Below are 18313 nucleotides of genomic sequence, written 5' to 3'. Positions count from 1 at the left end.
CCAGATCACGAGCGGAGGTTCTTGCATTCGCGGGGGAAATGATCTAGGCCCTGTCCGGTCCACAAGGCGCGCCTTGGCGGACGCGCCCGGGTGGCTGCCGGTCGGTCAGGACGTCCAGCCGGTTTCCATCAGGGCCTCGGCGGCGCCGTTGGCGGGCTGCGGCACCCCCGCCAGGTCCAGGCTGAACAGGGCGACCAGCAGCTGTTCGCCGCGCACGGTGGCCTGGTGGGAGTAGCCGGCCAGGGTGAACATGGCGGCGGCCATCTCCTCGGCGTGCAGGGTCTGCAGCCACAGGCACTCGACGGACTTCACGTCGGCCGGCTCGGTCCAGGTGTCCACCTGGGCGACCATCCGGCTGCCCAGCAGGGTCACCCCGTCGCGCTCCTGGGCCTCGGTCAGTTCCAGGTCGTCGAAGCCGAGCCACTCCAGGTACCGGGCGGCGGTGAAGACCGCGTCCTGCGAGGTGCGCACCGGGTGCGGGCGGAACGGCGCGCGGTGGCGGAACGGCTTGGGCTGGCCGCCGGAGCCGCCGGGCGGGGCGGGCACCGGGGCGCCCATCGGGTGGGCCGGGTAGGGGCGGGAGGCCTGCGGGCCGGGGGTGGCGAGCGGGCTGGCCGTGCCGCCGCCGAGTCGGGTGGTGCGGTCCACCGGCAGCCGGACGGTGGCGCCGCAGTTGCAGGTGAACTCGGGCTGCGGCCACTGGTCGGAGCGGCCGCAGTGCGGACAGCGCATGCTCAGCCAGGAGTCCTCCCAGGAGCGGAACCGCACCTGCACCGGCACCCCGCCGCGCAGCAGCGGCACCTTCAGCGAGGCGCCGCACGGACAGGGCAGCGACGGCGGCTCGTAGAGGTGCTCGCGGCGGCAGGCGGGGCAGCGGATCGCCCGGGCGCCACCGCCCGCCCCGTGCCCTGGCCTCGCGGGGTCGTGTCCGGTGAAGTCTTCGGGCAGTCCGGCCATCGCGGGCTCCGTCCGTTCGAGTCGGGTGGTGGAACGGTTTCCATGCTCCCCGAAACGTTGGGTCCTTGGCGCGGAATGGGGCAATCCTCAGGGTCGGATCAGGGGTGTGCGCCCGGCCGGTTCCCACCACGGGTGCTTCGGACACCCCGGTCGGCGGGGTGCGGTCAGCCGGCGGACCAGCGGGCCAGGTCGGCGGGGGTGTCCAGGTCGTCCGGGACGGCGACGTCGGCGCACTCGACCAGCGTGACCGCGTCCGGGTGCGCGGCCAGCAGGGTGCGGGCCCCGGCGTCGCCGGACGCGCCCGCGGCCGCCTCCGCGAAGTGCCGGGCGCCGATCAGCACCGGGTGCCCGCGCCGCCCGCCGTAGGCCGCCGCGGCCAGTTCCGCGCCGGCCCGGTGCGCGGCCAGCAGCCGGGCCACCGCGGCCGCCGTGACGCCCGGGGTGTCCACCAGCATCACCAGCACCGCCGACACCTCCGGCGCCAGCGCGGCCAGCCCGGCGCGCAGCGAGGAGCCCATGCCGCCCGCCCAGTCCGGGTTGGCCACCAGCCGGCAGCCCGGCAGGTGCGCCGTCGAGCGGACGCGGTCGCCGGCCGCGCCCAGCACCACCGTGACGTCCGCGCAGCCGCCCGCCCGCACCACCGCCACCGCGTGCTCGACCAGCGGGCGGCCCGCGTACCGGATCAGGGCCTTGGGCCGCCCGCCGAGGCGTCGCCCGCCCCCGGCGGCGAGCACCAGTGCGGCAACGGGCCCGGTCGGGTCTTCGGTGGTCTGCATGGGCCCAGCCTGCCCGCCGGGGCCGCCGCCGCGCAGCCGTACGAACCCACAGTTGTACGAATGCACAAGGGGAACCCGCAGGTGGTGGCCGCCCCCCGGCGGTTCGGCCGCTGGTCCTGCGGCCCGCCGGCCCCTGTACTGGGTCGATGAACACCGCACCTGGGTCGATGAACACCGCACCGCGCCCGCTGCTGGACCGTTTCGGCCGCGTCCACACCGACCTGCGGGTCTCGCTGACCGACCGCTGCAACCTGCGCTGCACCTACTGCATGCCGGCCGAGGGCCTGGACTGGCTGCCGAGGGCGCAGACGCTGGACGACGACGAGGTGGTGCGGCTGGTGCGGATCGCGGTCGGGCGGCTGGGGATCGCCTCGGTGCGGCTGACCGGCGGGGAGCCGCTGCTGCGGCGGGGCCTGCCGGACCTGGTGGGGCGGATCGCCGCGCTGGGGCCGGAGGTGTCGCTGACGACGAACGGGATCGGGCTGGCCCGTACGGCGGTGGCGCTGCGGGCGGCGGGGCTGGAGCGGGTGAACGTCAGCCTGGACACGCTGCGCCCGGAGCGGTTCGCGCGGATCACGCGGCGGGACCGGATCGCGGACGTGTTCGCGGGCCTGGCGGCGGCGCGGGCGGCGGGGCTGGGGCCGGTGAAGGTGAACGCGGTGCCGGTGCGCGGGGTGAACGAGGACGAGATCCCGGAGCTGGCGGCCTTCGCGGTGGAGCACGGGTACCGGATGCGGTTCATCGAGTCGATGCCGCTGGACGCGCAGGGCGCCTGGGACCGTTCGGCGATGGTCACCGCCGCGGAGGTCCTGGAGCGGCTCGGGGAGCGCTTCGACCTGGTGCCCGTGGGGCGGCGGGGCAACGCCCCGGCGGAGGAGTGGCGGATCGCGGGCACGGACGCCGTCATCGGGGTGATCGCCTCCGTGACCCGCCCGTTCTGCGGGGGCTGCGACCGGGTCCGGCTCACCGCCGACGGCCAGTTGCGCAACTGCCTGTTCGCGACGGAGGAGTCCGATCTGCGGGCGCTGCTGCGCGGCGGTGCCGACGACGACCGGATCGAGGCGGCCTGGCGGGCCTCGGTGGCGGGGAAGGGGCCCGGACACGCCGTCAACTCCGCCGGCTTCGTCCGGCCCGACCGCCCGATGTCCGCCATCGGCGGCTGACGCCCGGGGTGTGAGCTTCGACATGGTCGGCGGGGTTCGCGTGGCGCCGCCTTGACCTGCTCTTGGGGTGGCTGATCTGCTGGTTCGCCGTCAACCCGCCCCAGATCCCGGGAGTTATCCGTGCCCGCCCGCCGCACCGCCCTGTCCGCCGCCACCGTGTTCCTGATATGCGCGCTCGCGCTGGCCGGCTGGCTGCTCGGCGGCCGTGACCACAAGAGCGGCGACTCCGCCGCACCCGCCGGGGGCCTGGGCACCAGCCCGCTGCAGAACCCGGACGGCACCAAGCCGGGCCTGGCCCCGCTGACCACGCCCGAGGAGCAGAAGGCGGGCCGGGACGTGATAGCCAAGGTCGCCACCGCCGCCGCCGGCCCCAAGGACGGCTACGACCGCAACGAGTTCGGCCCCGCCTGGACGGACAACGTCGACGGCGTCCCGCTCGGCCACAACAACTGCGACACCCGCAACGACCTGCTCGCCCGCGACGGCACCGCCGTCGAGCGCAAGGACGGCTCGAACTGCGTCGTCACCGCGATGACCATCTACGACCCGTACACCGGCAAGAACGTCCAGTGGACCAAGCAGCAGGCCACGAAGATCCAGATCGACCACGTGATGCCGCTGTCCTACGACTGGCAGCTGGGCGCCGCCAAGTGGGACAAGGCCAAGCGCGTCCAGATCGCCAACGACCCGCTCAACCTGATCCCCGCCGACGGCTCGCAGAACGCCTCCAAGGGCGACTCCGGACCGGCCACCTGGCTGCCCGCCAACACCGCCGTCCGCTGCTCCTACGCCGTCCGCTTCGCCCAGGTCTCCCTGAAGTACCAGCTCCCCGTCACCGTGGCCGACAAGCAGGCCATGCTGCAGCAGTGCGGAGGCTGAGGAATCGTTACGGCAGGTGCTGGTGTGACGCGGGCGGGCGCCGGGTGGTATTCGTGGGCGGTGCACTCGTCGAACCCCCGCCGCCCGCTCCGCGTCCTGCTCACCGTCGCCCTCCTCGTGCTCGCCGCGGGCTGCACCGGGCCGTCTGACCCGGGCGCCCGCCGGCCCGGCACAGCGGCCGCGGCCGCGGCCGGGCCCCAGGACCTGGTGCCCGGCACGGCCGCCCCCGCGCTCGCGGCCCTGTACCTCCAGCCGCTGGACTGGAAGGACTGCCCGGACCGGCCCGAGCGCCCGGCCGGGGAGCCGGTCGCGCAGTGCACCGGACTCAAGGTCCCGCTGGACTACGCCGATCCGGGCGGCGAGACGATCGACGTCGCCGTCTCCCGGATCCGCGCCACCGAGGCCGACCGGCGGATCGGGGCACTGGTGCTCAACCCCGGCGGGCCGGGCAACTCCGGCGTGGACCGGGTGGTCTGGGGCTGGGAGGACTACCGCGGCACCCTCTCCGACCACTTCGACCTGGTCGGCTTCGACCCGCGCGGCGCCGGCCGCACCACCCCCGTGCACTGCCTCGACGACCGCACCCGGGACGAGTGGACCAGCACCGACGACCCCGGCTACGACCGCGGCCGGGTGCTCGCCGACGCCTGCCAGGCCCGGTACGCCACCCTGCTGCCCCACCTCTCCACCCGTGACACCGCCCGCGACCTGGACGTGCTGCGCGGCGCCCTGGGCGAACGGCGGCTCGACTTCCTCGGCAGCTCCTACGGCACCTACCTGGGCGCCCTCTACGCCGAGGAGTTCCCCGCCCGCACCGGCCGCCTCGCCCTGGACGGCGCCTTCGAGCGCAGCCTCGACCCGGTCCGGATGAACGTCGAGGCCGCCGCCGCCACCGAGACCGCGCTGCGGGACTTCGCCGCCGACTGCGCGGGCCGCGACGGCTGCCCGCTCGGCCGCGACCGCGCCGCCGCCCCGCAGCGGCTCGCCGACTTCCTGGACGGCCTGCGCGCGCACCCGCTGCCCGCCGCCGACGGCCGCCGCCTCACCGCCACCCTGGCCTGGAACGGCACCCTCGACACCCTCTACGACGGTCACCGCTCCTGGGAGCGGCTGCGCCAGGCCCTCGACCCGGCGATCACCCGCGGCGACGCCGCCGAACTGCTCGCCCTCGCCGACGGCGCCAACGGCCGCGCCGAGGACGGCGGATACTCCACCGCGGCGGACGCCTTCGTCGCCATCAGCTGCGCGGACGCCCTGATGGCCCCCGGCGCCGGGGACCTGCGCACCGACCGCGCCGAACTCGCCACCCGCGCCCCGCTGATGAGTCGGCACGACACCTCGGCGGCGCTGTTCGCCCCGGACTGCCGCTCCTGGCCGTACCGCACAGCCGAACGGCCCGCCCGGATCCGGGCCGAGGGCAGCGCCCCGATCCTGGTGGTCGGCTCCACCGCCGACCCGGTCACGCCGTACCCGTGGGCGCAGCGGATGGCCTCCAACCTCGCCGACGCCGTCCTGCTCACCCGGGACGGCGACGGGCACACCGGCTACGACAAGAGCGGGTGCGTGCGGGACGCGGTGGCCGCGTTCCTGGTGGACGGCACGCTGCCCGCCGCCGGGACGCACTGCCCTTCCGCCTGACGGGGGCTGACGGGGGCTGGCGGGGTCTGACGGGGGCTTTCCCGCGGGGGCAACGCGAAGGGGCGCACCGCCGGCTGCGGTGCGCCCCCTGGGGTGGGACGGTCAGGAGGTCGGACGGTCAGGAGGTCGGGGCCGTCAGGTCGTAGAAGGTGGTGGAGCCGACCGTCTTCGCGGTGAAGTGGCTCGTCACCCAGCTCTCGATCTGGGAGGTCTCCGACTCCTTCTCCCCGGTGTCGCCCCGTCCGCTCTCGGCCCCGCCGAAGCCGCGGTGGGAGCCGCCGGCGATGAACCAGTGCACCTTGCCCTCCTGGACGTACTTCTGGAAGCCGGCCAGGCTGAGCGAGGGGTCGGTGCCGTTGAAGCCGCCGAGGGCCATCACCGGCTTCCCGGTGGCGAGTTGGTAGCTGGCGGCGTTCTGCGAGCCGCTGGTGGCGGCCGCCCAGGTGTACTGGCCGGCGTTCTCCTTGAGCAGGGCGGCGGCCTCCTCGCTCACCTTGGTGCCGCCGAGCAGGCCGCCCATGCCGCCCGCTCCGCCCATGCCGCCCGCGCCGGGGCCGCCCGCGCCGCCGGGGCCGAAGGCGCCGGGGTCCTCGCCGCCGCCGGGGTTGCCGGTGCCCGGGTCGGCGGTACCGGGGTTGCCGGTGCCCGGGTCGGCGGTACCGGGGTTGCCGGTGCCGGGGTTGGCGCCCGTGCCGCGCTCGCGGTGACCGTTGCCGCCGTCCGGGCCCTTGCCCGAACCGCCGCCCGGCCAGCCGCCGTTGAAGCCGTTGCCGCCGTTGAAGCCGCGCTGGCCGCCCTGGCCGCCGCCGTTGCCCCCGCCGTTGAACCCGTTGCCGCCGCCCTGGCCGAAACCGGGTGCGCCGCCGTTCTGCCCGCCGCCGTTCTGGCCGGGCTGGAAGCCCCGCCCGTTGCCCGCGAAGCCCTGCCCGCCGTGCCGGCCGCCGCCGCCCGGGCCGGAGGCGCCCTGGACGGCCGGCCCGGCCGTCACGATGGAGCCGCTGTGCGCCGTGTTGACGGTGTCCACCGCGTACGCGGCCGGCCCGCCGAGCGCCGCCGCCAGGCCGACCAGGCCGGCGACCGAGGCGATCCGCGCCCCGAGCCGCCCGTCGGCCCGCCCGGCCAGCTGTCCGGCGACCAGCGCGGCCGCCGCCACCAGCCCGCCGACCAGCACCGCCCAGCGCAGCCAGGGCAGGAACTCCGCGCTCCGCCCGAGCAGGACGAACGCCCACACCGCCGTCACCGCGAGGGTGCCGGCCAGCACCAGCGCCCACGGAAGCCGGTGCCGGGCCCGCCACAGGCCGTCCACGCCCATGCCGACCAGCGCCGCGACGGCCGGGGCGAGCGCCACCGTGTAGTACTGGTGGAAGATCCCGGACATGAAGCTGAACACCAGCGCGGTGGACAGCAGCGCGCCGCCCCAGACCAGGAACGCCGCGCGGGCGGTGTCGGTGCGGGCGTAGCGGCGGGTCGCCCACAGGGCGGCGACCAGCAGGATCAGCGCGGCCGGCAGCAGCCAGGCGATCTGCCCGCCGATGTCGCTCCCGAACAGCCGGGTGAGGCCGGTCTGGCCCCAGCCGCGGCCGCCGCGCATCGCCCCGGCGGGCAGGTCGAGCCCGGCCGGGAGCCGCCCGCCGCCGCCGACGCTGCCGGTCTCGTCGCCGTTGATCCGGCCGAGGCCGTTGTAGCCGAAGGTGAGGGAGAGGAAGCTGTCGTCCTGCGAGCCGCCGACGTACGGGCGGGCCGAGGCCGGCAGCAGCTCGACCACCGCGACCCACCAGCCGCCCGCGACCACCATGGCCGCGCCCGCGAGCAGCAGCTGCCGCACCCGCCGCCACAGGCCGGTGGGCGCGACGACCAGGTAGACCAGCGCGAAGGCGGGCAGCACGAGGAAGGCCTGCAGGGTCTTGGTGAGGAAGGCCAGGCCGAACATCGCCCCGGTGAACACCAGCCACCGGGTGCCCGCCGCCTCGATGGCCCGCACCAGCCCGTACGCGGCCAGGGTGAGCAGCAGGGCCAGCAGCGCGTCGGGGTTGTTGAAGCGGAACATCAGCGCCGCGACCGGGGTGAGCGCCAGGGCGGCCCCGGCGAGCAGGCCGCCGAGCGGCGAGAAGCGCCGGCGCACCGTCGCGTACACGACGCCGACGGTGGCGGCGCCCATCAGGGCCTGCGGGGCGAGCACGGACCAGGAGGACAGGCCGAAGACCCGCACCGACAGGGCCATCGGCCACAGCGACATCGGGGGCTTGTCGACGGTGATGAAGTTCCCGGCGTCGGAGGAGCCGAAGAAGAAGGCCTTCCAGCTCTGGCTGCCGGCCTGGACGGCGGCCGAGTAGAACGCGTTGGCCCAGCCGGAGGCGCTCAGGCCCCAGAGGTAGAGGACGATGGTCGCGGCCAGCAGTGCCAGCAGGGCCGGGCGCACCCAGCGCGGGTCGTCCGCGCGGCCGCGCCAGGCGCGGGCGGGGAGGGTGCGCAGCCGGCCGGACCAGGAGGCGGGGCCCTTGGGGCCGGTGGGTGGCAGGGGCTGCTCGGGGAAGAGCGGCGCCGGGTCCGGCCGGGCGGGGTCCGGCTGCGGCACCTCCGGCGGCGGGAAGTCCGCGGCCTCGGGCCACGGTTCGCCGGCCGGTGTGGAGTAGCTGGTCGTGGTCATGCGCCATACCGTGCGTGGTGCGGCTGAGAGGAGCGTGAGACGACGCTGTGAGACGGGTGTGATCTGCGGGGCGTTCGGGTGATCGCGTGATCGGGCGGGGCCGCCGGGGGCCGGTCGGGCGGCCTTCGGCGTGGTCAGGCGGCCTTCGGCATGGTGAGGTGCTGGCCGAGCCACTCCAGGGCCGGGGGGATCTCCCGGGTCCAGGTGTGGAAGTTGTGGCCGCCGGTGTCCAGGGTGATGGTGGACAGCTTGGTGGGGGCCTTGAAGGCGCCGACCATGGCCTGGGTGTCGGCGTAGTTGTTCTCGTCGTAGCTGGTGGTGAGCAGCAGGGAGACGGGGGCGGCCGGCTGGTTCTTCAGCCGCCACAGCAGGTCGTTCTGCTCCTTCAGCTGGTCGTTGCCGCCGAAGAGGTCGCCGGTGGTTTCGTCGTGGGCCGCGCTGTAGTAGCCGGAGAGCGCGACCGCCGCGCGGTAGGAGTCGGGCTTGCGCATCGCGAACTTGAGCGCGCAGTAGCCGCCGGTCGAGTTGCCGATCACGGCGCGGCTCGCCGGGTCGGTGCCGAGCCGGTAGGTGGTGGCGAGCGCCTTGGGCAGGTCGGTGGTGAAGAAGGTCTCCGCCTGGGGGCCGCCCGGCACGTCGACGCACTCGGTGTCCCGGTTGCCGACGACCGTGGGGCGCATCATCACCAGGACGGTCGGCGGCAGCTTCTTCTGCTCGATCGCGGTGAGGGTGGAGGCCGGGTACTGCATCAGCGAGATCAGCTTCTCCGGGGTGCCCGGGTAGCCGGTGAGCACCAGGGCCATCGGGAACCGCTGCTGCGCGTAGTCCGGCTGGAAGTACTGCGGGGGGAGGTAGACGAACGCCTCGGTGCTCAGGCCGGTCGAGGCTCCTTTGACGGCGACCTGCTGGATCAGCCCGGAGCGCTCCCGGTCGGAGCCCTGGGCCGAGTAGAACTTCTGCTCGCCGGTGACGGCCACGGCGGCGTTCGGCGTGTGGTCGACGACCGTGCCCGGCTTGCCGTCGGTGCCGAGCAGGTCGCTCCAGGAGCTGTAGAAGCCGAAGTAGCCGTTGGCGATCAGGCCCATGGCGACCAGCACGGCGATCTGGGTGGCGAGGAAGGCGCCGATCCGGCCCGTCCAGGACTTCCAGCCCTTCCCGCCGAAGCGCGGCCAGAGCCACATGGTGGCGCCGAAGACGAGGATCGCGACGACCGAGGCGACGATCTGGAGGGGGAGTCCGGTGAGGCTGAGCACGCCCCGATCGTAGTTGACCTCGATCAGCGCCCCCGGGCGCCCCCTGCGCGCTCCCCGCACGCCCTCCGCACGCCCTCGGAATCCGGTTGACCGCGCCGGGCGGGCCCGCCAGCATGGCGGCGGACACGTGCACGCTGTGTGCGCGGGGCGTCACGGGGGCGGGGTTCATGAAGTCCATCAGCAAGGCCGGTCTGGCCGTCGGCACCGTACTGCTGCTCGCGGCCTGCTCCAGCGGTACCGGGGGCGGCGCGGGGAGCGCCGCGGGCGGGCCGTCCACCGGCGCGGCCCCGGCCCCGCCCGCGCCGACGCGGACGCCGACCCCCACCCCGACGCCGCCGCCGTACGGCCCGGTGCTCGGCACGAACATCGACCCGGTGAACACCGCGCTCGGCCAGGTGGCCGGGGCCAGGACCCTGGGCGACCTCGACGGCGTGCTCGGCGGCATCGCCGGCAGCGCGCGGACGGCCGGGCGGGGCCTGGGCCTGGTGACCGAGCCGGCCGCGGTCACCACGGCGCGGACCGAGCTGGTGGCGGCGCTGACCTCGCTGGCCGCCGACGCGACGAAGGTCCGCGGCGACATCAAGAGCAGGGCCGTCTGCGCGGTCGGTTCCGCGCAGGCCGAACTGGGCGCCTCGCAGGGCCTGGCGGCGGTGTCAGCGGCCCTGGCCAAGATGGCGGCGGCCGGCTACCCGACGACCTTCGCCGTCCCGCAGACCCCCAAGCAGCAGTCCCGGTCGCTGGACAACGGCACCCTGGTGCGCGAGGGGCGGCTGCGCGGCGAGGGCGTGTTCAAGGTCGACAACGGCGGCAGGGGGGACGCGGTCGTCTCGCTCGCGCTGAACGGCAAGTCGGTGCACTCGGTGTACGTGGCCAAGGGGCAGAAGGCCAGCATCGAGGGCGTCGAGGACGGCACGTACGAGGTGTACTTCGCGGGCGGCGTGGACTGGGACTCCGACGCGAAGGCGTTCACGCAGAGCTGCCGGTTCACCAAGTTCCAGGACGCGCTGGCGTTCGAGACCGGGCGCACCGCGACGTCCTGGTCGATCACCCTCCAGCCGACGGTCGGCGGCAACGCCAAGACCGACGAGGTGGACGGGAACTCCTTCCCGCAGCCGTAGCCCGGGCGAGCGGGCGGGCCGACACGAGGCCTCGACAGACGGGCACGGCCGGTGCCGGCGGGTGCCATCGCGCCCGCCCTTAACGGGCATACCGGGGCGGATGGTTGCCGCCCCGGGGCGCAACGGCCGATTGCCGTCGGCGAGTTCGGCCAATACGGTTGACCACTTGAAGTGACCATGGCACTTTCGTGCGGCGCGGGCCTCGGCGACCAGTCGTACACCCCGCGATCCCCCACAAGGAGAGCCATGTTCAAGAGACTTGCCGCGATGGCCGGCGTCGGCGCCGTCGTCGCGGGCGGGCTGACCCTCGCCGCCGTCCCCGCGCACGCCGTCCAGGCCAGCGATCTGACCTCCACCATTGCGCTGAGCAACTGCTCGGCCTCGCTGGTGCGTTACCCCACCTCGGTGGCCGGCGACCGGGCCCTGATGCTCACCAACGGCCACTGCCTGCCGACCATGCCCACGGCCGGCCAGGTCATCCAGAACGCGAGCGCGAGCCGCAGCGGCACCCTGCTCGACGGCGCCGGCAACAGCCTCGGCACCGTCCAGGCCGACAAGGTCGTCTACGCGACCATGACCGGCACCGATGTCGCGCTCTACCAACTCACCGACACCTACGGCTCGATCAGCTCCAAGTACGGCGCCACCGCGCTGACGGTCAACGACACGCACCCGACCGACGGCGCCGCGATGTACATACCCTCCTCGTACTGGAAGCAGGTGTGGAACTGCTCCGTCAACGGGTTCGTGCCCACCCTGCGCGAGGACCAGTGGACCTGGCACGACTCGCTGCGCTACAGCTCCGGCTGCAACACCACGCACGGCACCTCCGGTTCGCCGATCATCGACTCCGCCAGCGGGCGGATCATCGGCATCAACAACACCGGCAACGACAACGGCGAGATGTGCACCCTGGACAACCCTTGCGAGGTCGCCGCGGACGGCACCACCAAGGCCGTCAAGGGCCAGAGCTACGGTGAGGAGACCTACTGGTTCACCACCTGCCTCGGCAACGGCCGGGTCATCGACCTCAACGTGGCGGGCTGCCTGCTCACCAAGCCGGCCGGCAGTGGCGCGGTCTCCGTCAGCAGCCCCGGTGACCAGTCCACGGCGGTCGGCGGTGCGGTGAACCTGCAGATCAACGCTTCCGGTGGTACGGCGCCGCTGTCGTACAGCGCGACGGGTCTGCCGGCCGGGCTGGCGATCAACGCCTCCACGGGTGCGATCACCGGTACCGCGACGGCGGCGGGTTCGTCGAACGTGACGGTGACGGTGAAGGACTCGGCGGGCAAGTCGGGTGCGGCGAGCTTCACCTGGACGGTGACCGGCGGCGGTGGCGGCACCTGCGCGCCGGCGCAGCTGCTGGGCAACGCGGGCTTCGAGACGGGCTCGGCGGCGCCGTGGACGACCAGCTCCGGCGTCGTGGACAACAGCTCCTCGCAGGCTGCGCACGGTGGTTCGTGGAAGGCGTGGCTGAACGGCTACGGTTCCTCGCACACCGACACGCTGTCGCAGACGGTGACGATCCCGGCGGGCTGCAAGGCGACGCTGAGCTTCTGGCTGCACATCGACACCGCTGAGACGGGCAGCACCGCGTACGACAAGCTGACCGTGGCGGTGAACGGGACCACGCTGAAGACGTACTCCAACGTGGACGCGGCGGCGGGCTACCAGCAGCGGACCTTCGACCTCTCGTCCTACGCGGGCCAGACGGTCACCCTGAAGTTCACCGGCACCGAGGACGCCTCGCTGCAGACGAGCTTCGTGATCGACGACACCTCCATCCAGACCAGCTGACGCGCCACCGGTACACCGTCCGGCCCCGGGGCTCCCACGCCCCGGGGCCGGACCGTGCGCCCGGTGTCACGCCCGGCGGGCGTCGGTGATCTGGGCGGGGACGGCGCCGAGCCACCAGGTGGGGTTGGCGGTGCCGTCGGTGGTGCGGCCGTCGTGGTGCACGTAGTGCCGCACGTCGCGCCCGGCCTCGGCGAACTCGCCGTTCAGGGCGCGCTCGATCCACTCCGCGCCGAAGCGGAAGATCTCGGCGGCGACCCCGCCCAGCGGGTGGAACTCGTTCTCGTAGACGCGCAGTTCCTTGGGTGCGCGGACGCGCTCGTAGTTGGCCAGGGCCTGCTCCAGCCGGGTCAGTTCGTCGAACTCGCCGATGCCGTACAGGACCGGGCAGTCGATCTCCTGGACGAGGTCGCCGAGCGGCATCCGGGCGACCAGTTCGCGGTCGAAGGCCTCCTCGTCGGTGTAGCCGGCCATGTACATGTAGTTGTTCTTGAAGGTCGGCTGGGCCTGCTCGAAGATCGTCTGGAAGTCGCCGGTGACCGCCTCGAAGGCGGCCAGCGCGGCGAGCCGGCGGTCGGTGGCGGCGGCGCGCGAGCCCCAGTAGCCGCTCATCGAGATGCCGAACATGCCGATCCGCTGCGGGTCGACCTCCGGGAGCGAGGCCAGGTGGTCGAGGTAACGGCCGATCGCGCGCTCGTAGTTGGTGAGGTCGACGGTGAGCCCGTTGGCCCGGGTCTCGCCCTGGCCGGGGCCCTCGATGGACAGGGCGACGATGCCGCGGGAGGTGTAGTACCGCTCGGCGGCGTAGATGTAGTCCTCCTTGATCATGTCCATCCCCGGGCCGAGGATCACCGCGGGGGCGTTGCGCACCTCGCCGGCCGGCAGGTGCAGCAGGCCGTAGATCCGGCCGCCCTCGAAGTCCAGCTCCACCCGGCGGACCCGGTCGTCGCGGAGCGCGCCCAGGCGCTCCACGCAGTGGTTGGCGTGCTCGCGGAAGGCGAGCTTGCGCGGGTCGGTGGCGTCGAAGACGGAGTACTGGGCGCGGCCCCACATCACCGCGGCGCGCACGTACAGGTCGGCGGCGGTCTGGGCGAAGCCGCCCCGCTCGTGGTGGGCGGCGCGCTCCTCGGCCTGCCCGGCCACGGTGGCCCAGGCCTTGGGGAGCATCGCTCCGCTCTGCACCAGCGCGAAGACCTTGTCGAAGTCGGTGTGGTCGTGGCCGAGCTGCTCCAGGGTGCCCTTGGCCTGGGGGTGCAGGGCGTCGAAGCCGCCCTGGGCGAGGGCGATGTCCAGGGCCCAGCTCTGTCCGGTCGAACGAACGGTCATGACGGGTGTCCTCCATGCGGATAGGGGGCTCGGCGGCGGTGCCGACCGAGTCGCTAAGTACTTATCTATTAAGTACTTAGGATATTCTGCTGTCAACCCGCCCATCGATCGAGCCACGGAGGCCGCCCCCATGTCGCAGCCCCAACCCGCCCCCGCCCGCGAGCAGGCCCTCGACCGGCTCGCCCGCGCCGCCTACAGCCTCAGCGCCGCCGACTCCCGCCTGCGCGGACGCGCCACCCGCACCCCCGGCGCGCTCTCCCTCACCCACGCCCGGGCCCTGCGCGTCCTGGCCGAGACGGGCCCGCTGTCGATCGGCCAGCTCGCCGCCGCCACCGAGACCACCAGCGCCGCCACCACCCAGCTGGTCAACAACCTCGCCACCGCCGGCTACGTCACCCGGGAGCGCCCCCCGGGCGACAAGCGGTCCGTCCTGGTCGCCCTCACCGACGCGGGCCGGCGCCGCCACGGCGAACGCCAGGACGCCCTGGCGCAGGCGCTCGACACCGCCCTCGCGCACCACGACGCCCCCGCCCTGGACGCCGCGACCGACGTGCTGCGGCAGCTGGTCGCCATCTACGACCGGCTCTGACCGGGGGGCGGGGGTGTGTCCTGCGTGCGGATCGCGGTTCGGGGCCGTCGGTCGTCGGTCGTCGGGCTGTCGGGTTGTCGCGGGGCCGCCGCGGGCCCGTTACGGGGCCAGGGCGGCGGTGACGGCGGCTTCGGCGTGCAGGCGGGTGGTGGGGAAGGTGGGGACGGGGCTGTCCTCGGGGCGGACGAGCAGTTCGATCTCGGTGCAGCCGAGGACGACCCCCTGGGCGCCGGCGGCCACCAGTTCGTCGATCACCCGGCGGTACGCCGCGCGGGACTCCTCGCGGACCACGCCGAGGCACAGCTCCTGGTAGATCACCCGGTGGACCAGGGCGCGGCTGTCGGGGCCGGGGACGAGGACGTCGAGGCCGTGGGAGGCCAGCCGGCCGCGGTAGAAGTCCTGTTCCATCGTGAAGGCCGTGCCGAGCAGCCCGATCCGGCGCAGTCCGGCGGCCCGGACGGCGTCCGCGGTGGCGTCGGCGAGGTGCAGCAGCGGGACGGGGGTCGCGGCCGCGACCTGGTCGGCGACCTTGTGCATGGTGTTGGTGCAGATCAGCAGCAGTTCGGCGCCGGCCGCCTCCAGGGACCGCGCCGCGCCGGCCAGGACCTCGCCGGCCTCGGTCCAGCGGCCGTCGGCCTGGAGCCGTTCGATGACGGCGAAGTCGACCGAGTGCAGCACGAGCGGCGCGGAGTGCAGGCCGCCGAGGCGGTCGCGGGTGAGTTCGTTGAGGAGGCGGTAGTAGTACTTCGTTAGGTCTGGCGTGGTCGGGTGCGTCCCGGTCGGCGTGTGGTGGGTAACTCGCGGTGGCAGGTGGGGCATTCGCCGGTCCAGGCCCGTATCAGGTCCTGGATGGTGTCGAGGACTCGGTAGAAGGTCAGGCCGGCGTCTCGACTTTTGGGTCGAGGCGCCGGAGGGTGAGGAAGGCGTGGGCGGCGGTGACCAGGGTGACGTGGTGGTGCCAGCCGCGCCAGGTGCGGCCCTCGAAGTGGTCCAGGCCCAGGCCGTGTTTCATCTCGCGGTAGTCGTGCTCGATGCGCCAGCGGATCTTGGCCAGGCGCACGAGGCGGCGGATCACGGTGTCGGGTGGCAGGTTGGTGAGCCAGTAGTCGGTGGGCGCGGTCGCGCCGGGAGGCCATTCGACCAGCAGGGTCTCGGCCGGTAGGACGCCGTTCCATGCGGCGCCGCCGCCGGCCTCGGCGGCGGCGAGCGTCCGGGGGATCTTCCCCGCGGGCCGCACCTGCAGGACGCGAAAGCGCGAGCGCATCGCCCCGCGGCTGCCCTGACGCCAGGTGACCTGCCGAAACGCACGGCGCCCGCCTTCGGTGGCGAGCTCGTGCAGGGCGACGGAATCCGTGCGGTAACGGGGCAGTGTCCTGCGGCCGGCACCGCCATAGGCGGGCGCCACCGGTTCGGCGTCGTGGCGGTGCGCGGTCTCGTCGCCGCGCACCGCCACGATGTAGTCCAGGCCCCGTGAGCGCAGGGCATGGCGGAACGCGGCGGACTGGCCGTAGCCCGCGTCGGCGACCACGACCTGCGGGGCGAGCCCCCAGGAGATCAACTCTTCGAGGGCGTCGACGGCCAGGCGCCACTTCTCGACGTGCCCGACCTCCGGTGGCAGGCCGGTGCGACGGCGGCGGGCATCGTCACGATCGTCCCACTCCGGCGGCACGAACAGCCGCCAGGACAGCGGGCCGGAGGCCTGGTCGGTGACGGCGTGGACGCTCACCCCGACCTGGCAGAGAGAGCGTTTGCCCAGCGCGCCGCAGTACTGCCGAGACGTGGCCACGGACTGGTCGCCGGCCTTCGGGAACGAGGTGTCGTCGATCACCCACGCCTCCGGCGCGAGGGCGGCGGTCATCTTCCGTGCGATCTGCCGCAGAACCGGCGTGTGGTCCCACGGCGACTGGCTGACGAACTGCTGCAGCGCCTGCATGTTCCCGTCCGGCAGCCGCTCGGCCATCGGCTGGATCGACTTGCGCCGCCCGTCCAACATCAGCCCGCGCAGATAGCAATCCCCTTGCCGGCGCTGATCCTTGCGCGCGAGCGATGCGAAGACCTCGGCCACGAAGTCGCCGAGGTCCCCACGAAGCTTCTCCACCTCACCAAGATCCACAGACCGCAGCATGCACCGCCACGACCACAAGATCAAATCAACCTAACGAAGTACTAGTAGTACTCGGCGGTGGATTCCCAGCTCATGCCGCCGATCAGGCCGAGGGTCTTCATGCCGCCATTTATAAAGCAATGCGGGAATTGAAAGCAAAGGTATAAGGATTACTTGGAATTGCCCTGAGGAATCCAGCGCGGTACGCGGTGCTGCCATTCCCGGGCGAACACCACCGAACCGGCCTCCAGCGCGCGCAGCTGCACGATGCTGAGGAAGTGCCCGGCGTCGCAGCGCAGTTGGGTGCGGGTCTGGACGGTGACGTCCCAGCCGATGTCGGGGCGTTCGAGGCGCACGGTGTGGTCGGTGCGGGCCTGGGCGCTGAGCGGGGCGTCGGTGAGCACCCGGTAGGCGGTGACGGTGTGCTCGTCGCGGACCAGGCCGTCGGGGTGGGTGCGGCTGCCGTCGGTGGCGGGGGAGAGTTCGGCGCGCCATTCCCGGCGGCCGATGTCGTGCACGGTGACGTGCTCGGGCCGGGCGGTCAGCGGCTCGGTGCGGTGGATGTCGAGCGGCTCGGGCAGGGCGGGGGCCTCGAAGGCGACGGGGGCGGCGCCGACGTCGGCGGCGAGGTGCCGGGTGGGCAGGGTGAGGGCGGAGCGGGACGGGTCGATGGCATAGCCGGCGTCGTCCGGGGTGGGCCACACCCACGGCCAGTAGACCGAGGAGAGGGCGAGCCGCAGCCGGTGCCCGGCCGGGAGGGTGCCGGCGCAGGCGGCGAGCTCGACGTCCGCGTCGGGGCCGGTGGCGACCAGGACGCCCCGGGTGAGCAGCGTGGAGGTGCCGTCCGGGCCGACGGCGCAGAGCCGGGCGGTGATCTGGGCGGGCGGGCCGCCCGCGCGCAGGCGCAGCCGTACGGTCGGGATGCCGAGCAGTTCGACCGGTTCGGGCAGCGGCTGGGAGTCGAAGCAGACCGAGCGGCCGTCCTCCTCGCGCTGGTCGGGCGGCTGGTCGGCGGGGCGGCCGAGCGGGACGTAGGCGCCGGCGTTGAGGCCGGTGTGCTGCGGGGAGCGGACGCGGACGTGGCGGTCGTCGGAGGCGGTGCCGGCGGTGCGCAGCGGGCCGTCGAGGCCGTAGTGGATCTCCCGGACGTCGGGGGAGGGCCAGGCCTCCTCGCCGGTCCAGCGGGTGCCGATCCAGCTGCGCAGGGCGGGCTCCGCCAGGGCGCCGGTGTCGAGGTCGCGCAGCCAGTGGTCCCACCAGCGCAGGGTCTCGGGGAGGGTGTCCTCGGGCAGGCCGTGCGGCCAGGGGCCGAGCAGGGCGCGGGCGGTGGGGGAGGTGGCGAGCAGGCGCAGCACGAAGGAGCAGGACGGGTCGCCCCAGCCGGCGACGGCGAAGGTGGGGGCGGGGACGGGGACGGTGGTCTCGCCGGCGGTGAGCCAGGCGTCGACGGGCGGGTCCAGGGATTCGAGGCGGGCCAGCCAGTCGGTGCGCCAGGCGTCGCCGACGTGCCGGGGGTCGGGCGGGAGGGCGGCGCCGGCGACCAGGGCGGTGAGCCGGGTGTGCAGGTCGGCGGCGAGCAGGGCGCCGCCGAGGCGGTGGCCGCCTTCGGGGCAGACGGTGACCACGGCGCCGACGGTGTCGGGGGCGCGGGCCGCGAGCAGCAGGGCGGTGGTGCCGGCGGCGCCGACGCCGAGCAGGCCGACCCGGCCGCTGCACCAGGGGCGGTGGGCGAGCCAGTCGAGGACGGCGGCGCCGTCGTCGAGCTCCTGGTCGCCGCCGGGTTCGCCGGGCAGGCCGTCGGAGTTGCCGTGGCCGCGGGTGTCGACCCGGACGGCGCCGTAGCCGTGGCCGGCGTACCAGGGGTGGCGGCGGGCGTCCTCGGCGGCGGTGCGGTCGGTGAGCCGGCCGGCGGAGTACTCCAGCAGGGCGGGGACGGGTTCGTCGCTGACCGGGCGCCACAGCCGGGCGGCCAGTCGGGTGCCGTCGGGCAGCGGGATGCGGACGTCCTCGCGGGTGGTGCGGAAGGGGTAGGACGGCATGGCCGCTCCCATCGGATCCCGGGCCGGTGA

General features: G+C 74.1%; 13 protein-coding genes and 2 pseudogenes. 7 read left to right on the top strand and 8 right to left on the bottom strand.

Going from position 1 to position 18313, the window contains the following annotated elements:
* Positions 1-105 precede the first annotated feature (105 nt).
* Together OG556_RS07825 and OG556_RS07820 are read right to left on the bottom strand one after the other, a co-directional pair.
* On the bottom strand, positions 106-957 hold the full coding sequence (locus tag OG556_RS07825; protein ID WP_371516474.1) for a hypothetical protein: 852 nt from the start codon (positions 955-957) through the stop codon (positions 106-108).
* A 164-nt stretch (positions 958-1121) separates the two neighbouring features.
* Positions 1122-1733: an NTP transferase domain-containing protein gene (locus tag OG556_RS07820; RefSeq protein ID WP_371516473.1), complete on the bottom strand. Its 612-nt coding sequence runs from the start codon at positions 1731-1733 to the stop codon at positions 1122-1124.
* Positions 1734-1879: 146 nt separating this feature from the next.
* Here OG556_RS07820 and moaA point away from each other — a divergent pair, with 146 nt between their 5' ends.
* The 3 genes from moaA (at position 1880) to OG556_RS07805 (ending at position 5413) form a co-directional block, all read left to right on the top strand.
* Positions 1880-2896, top strand: a complete 1017-nt coding sequence (gene moaA, locus OG556_RS07815) for a GTP 3',8-cyclase MoaA (protein ID WP_371516472.1) — start codon at positions 1880-1882, stop codon at positions 2894-2896.
* A gap of 120 nt (positions 2897-3016) precedes the next feature.
* Complete coding sequence (locus OG556_RS07810; protein WP_350881552.1) at positions 3017-3775, top strand: HNH endonuclease family protein; 759 nt, start codon at positions 3017-3019, stop codon at positions 3773-3775.
* A 60-nt stretch (positions 3776-3835) separates the two neighbouring features.
* Positions 3836-5413 (top strand): alpha/beta hydrolase, encoded by a 1578-nt coding sequence (locus OG556_RS07805; RefSeq protein ID WP_371516471.1) that lies wholly within the window; start codon positions 3836-3838, stop codon positions 5411-5413.
* 118 nt (positions 5414-5531) lie between these two features.
* Here the strand turns inward: OG556_RS07805 and OG556_RS07800 are convergent, their stop codons facing one another.
* Both OG556_RS07800 and OG556_RS07795 read right to left on the bottom strand, forming a co-directional pair.
* Positions 5532-8060 carry an ArnT family glycosyltransferase gene (locus OG556_RS07800; protein ID WP_371516470.1) on the bottom strand — a complete coding sequence of 843 codons (2529 nt, stop codon included), beginning with the start codon at positions 8058-8060 and terminating at the stop codon, positions 5532-5534.
* Positions 8061-8194: 134 nt separating this feature from the next.
* The gene (locus OG556_RS07795) at positions 8195-9313 is read right to left on the bottom strand and encodes an alpha/beta hydrolase (protein WP_371516469.1); all 1119 of its coding nucleotides are present in this window, start codon (positions 9311-9313) and stop codon (positions 8195-8197) included.
* Positions 9314-9480: 167 nt separating this feature from the next.
* Between OG556_RS07795 and OG556_RS07790 the strand changes: the two genes are divergently transcribed.
* The 3 genes and pseudogenes from OG556_RS07790 to OG556_RS07780 all read left to right on the top strand — a co-directional run.
* A complete protein-coding gene (locus tag OG556_RS07790) occupies positions 9481-10431 on the top strand; it encodes a hypothetical protein (protein WP_371516468.1) in 951 nt (316 codons plus the stop codon).
* A 177-nt stretch (positions 10432-10608) separates the two neighbouring features.
* Positions 10609-11295 (top strand): annotated as a pseudogene (locus OG556_RS07785) (serine protease); the annotation flags it as partial.
* A gap of 213 nt (positions 11296-11508) precedes the next feature.
* Positions 11509-12228 (top strand): annotated as a pseudogene (locus OG556_RS07780) (putative Ig domain-containing protein); the annotation flags it as partial.
* A gap of 66 nt (positions 12229-12294) precedes the next feature.
* Here the strand turns inward: OG556_RS07780 and OG556_RS07775 are convergent.
* Positions 12295-13551, bottom strand: coding sequence for an alpha/beta hydrolase (locus OG556_RS07775; RefSeq protein WP_371516467.1), 1257 nt, complete (start codon positions 13549-13551; stop codon positions 12295-12297).
* A 130-nt stretch (positions 13552-13681) separates the two neighbouring features.
* Between OG556_RS07775 and OG556_RS07770 the strand changes: the two genes are divergently transcribed.
* Complete coding sequence (locus tag OG556_RS07770) at positions 13682-14140, top strand: MarR family winged helix-turn-helix transcriptional regulator (RefSeq protein ID WP_371516466.1); 459 nt, start codon at positions 13682-13684, stop codon at positions 14138-14140.
* 99 nt (positions 14141-14239) lie between these two features.
* Here OG556_RS07770 and OG556_RS07765 read toward each other — a convergent pair whose 3' ends face one another.
* From OG556_RS07765 to OG556_RS07755, 3 genes are all read right to left on the bottom strand, one after another.
* Positions 14240-14959, bottom strand: a complete 720-nt coding sequence (locus tag OG556_RS07765) for an aspartate/glutamate racemase family protein (RefSeq protein WP_371516465.1) — start codon at positions 14957-14959, stop codon at positions 14240-14242.
* Positions 14960-15014: 55 nt separating this feature from the next.
* Positions 15015-16253: an IS701 family transposase gene (locus tag OG556_RS07760; protein WP_371516237.1), complete on the bottom strand. Its 1239-nt coding sequence runs from the start codon at positions 16251-16253 to the stop codon at positions 15015-15017.
* A 161-nt stretch (positions 16254-16414) separates the two neighbouring features.
* Positions 16415-18283, bottom strand: coding sequence for a CocE/NonD family hydrolase (locus OG556_RS07755; RefSeq protein WP_371516464.1), 1869 nt, complete (start codon positions 18281-18283; stop codon positions 16415-16417).
* Between the last annotated feature and the right edge of the window lie 30 nt (positions 18284-18313).

This window comes from Kitasatospora sp. NBC_01300 (assembly GCF_041435235.1).
In the GTDB taxonomy this organism is placed as follows: Bacteria; Actinomycetota; Actinomycetes; order Streptomycetales; family Streptomycetaceae; genus Kitasatospora.
Note: the sequence above shows the minus strand (reverse complement) of the source record. Positions and strands in the feature narration are given on the sequence as shown.

Bases quoted from the DNA above. Each gene is read 5' to 3' on its own strand.
- OG556_RS07825 (WP_371516474.1), bottom strand. From the start codon at position 957: ATGGCCGGACTGCCCGAAGACTTCACCGGACACGACCCCGCGAGGCCA.
- OG556_RS07820 (WP_371516473.1), bottom strand. From the start codon at position 1,733: ATGCAGACCACCGAAGACCCGACCGGGCCCGTTGCCGCACTGGTGCTC.
- moaA (WP_371516472.1), top strand. From the start codon at position 1,880: ATGAACACCGCACCTGGGTCGATGAACACCGCACCGCGCCCGCTGCTG.
- OG556_RS07800 (WP_371516470.1), bottom strand. From the start codon at position 8,060: ATGACCACGACCAGCTACTCCACACCGGCCGGCGAACCGTGGCCCGAG.
- OG556_RS07790 (WP_371516468.1), top strand. From the start codon at position 9,481: ATGAAGTCCATCAGCAAGGCCGGTCTGGCCGTCGGCACCGTACTGCTG.
- OG556_RS07775 (WP_371516467.1), bottom strand. From the start codon at position 13,551: ATGACCGTTCGTTCGACCGGACAGAGCTGGGCCCTGGACATCGCCCTC.
- OG556_RS07770 (WP_371516466.1), top strand. From the start codon at position 13,682: ATGTCGCAGCCCCAACCCGCCCCCGCCCGCGAGCAGGCCCTCGACCGG.
- OG556_RS07765 (WP_371516465.1), bottom strand. From the start codon at position 14,959: ATGCCCCACCTGCCACCGCGAGTTACCCACCACACGCCGACCGGGACG.
- OG556_RS07755 (WP_371516464.1), bottom strand. From the start codon at position 18,283: ATGCCGTCCTACCCCTTCCGCACCACCCGCGAGGACGTCCGCATCCCG.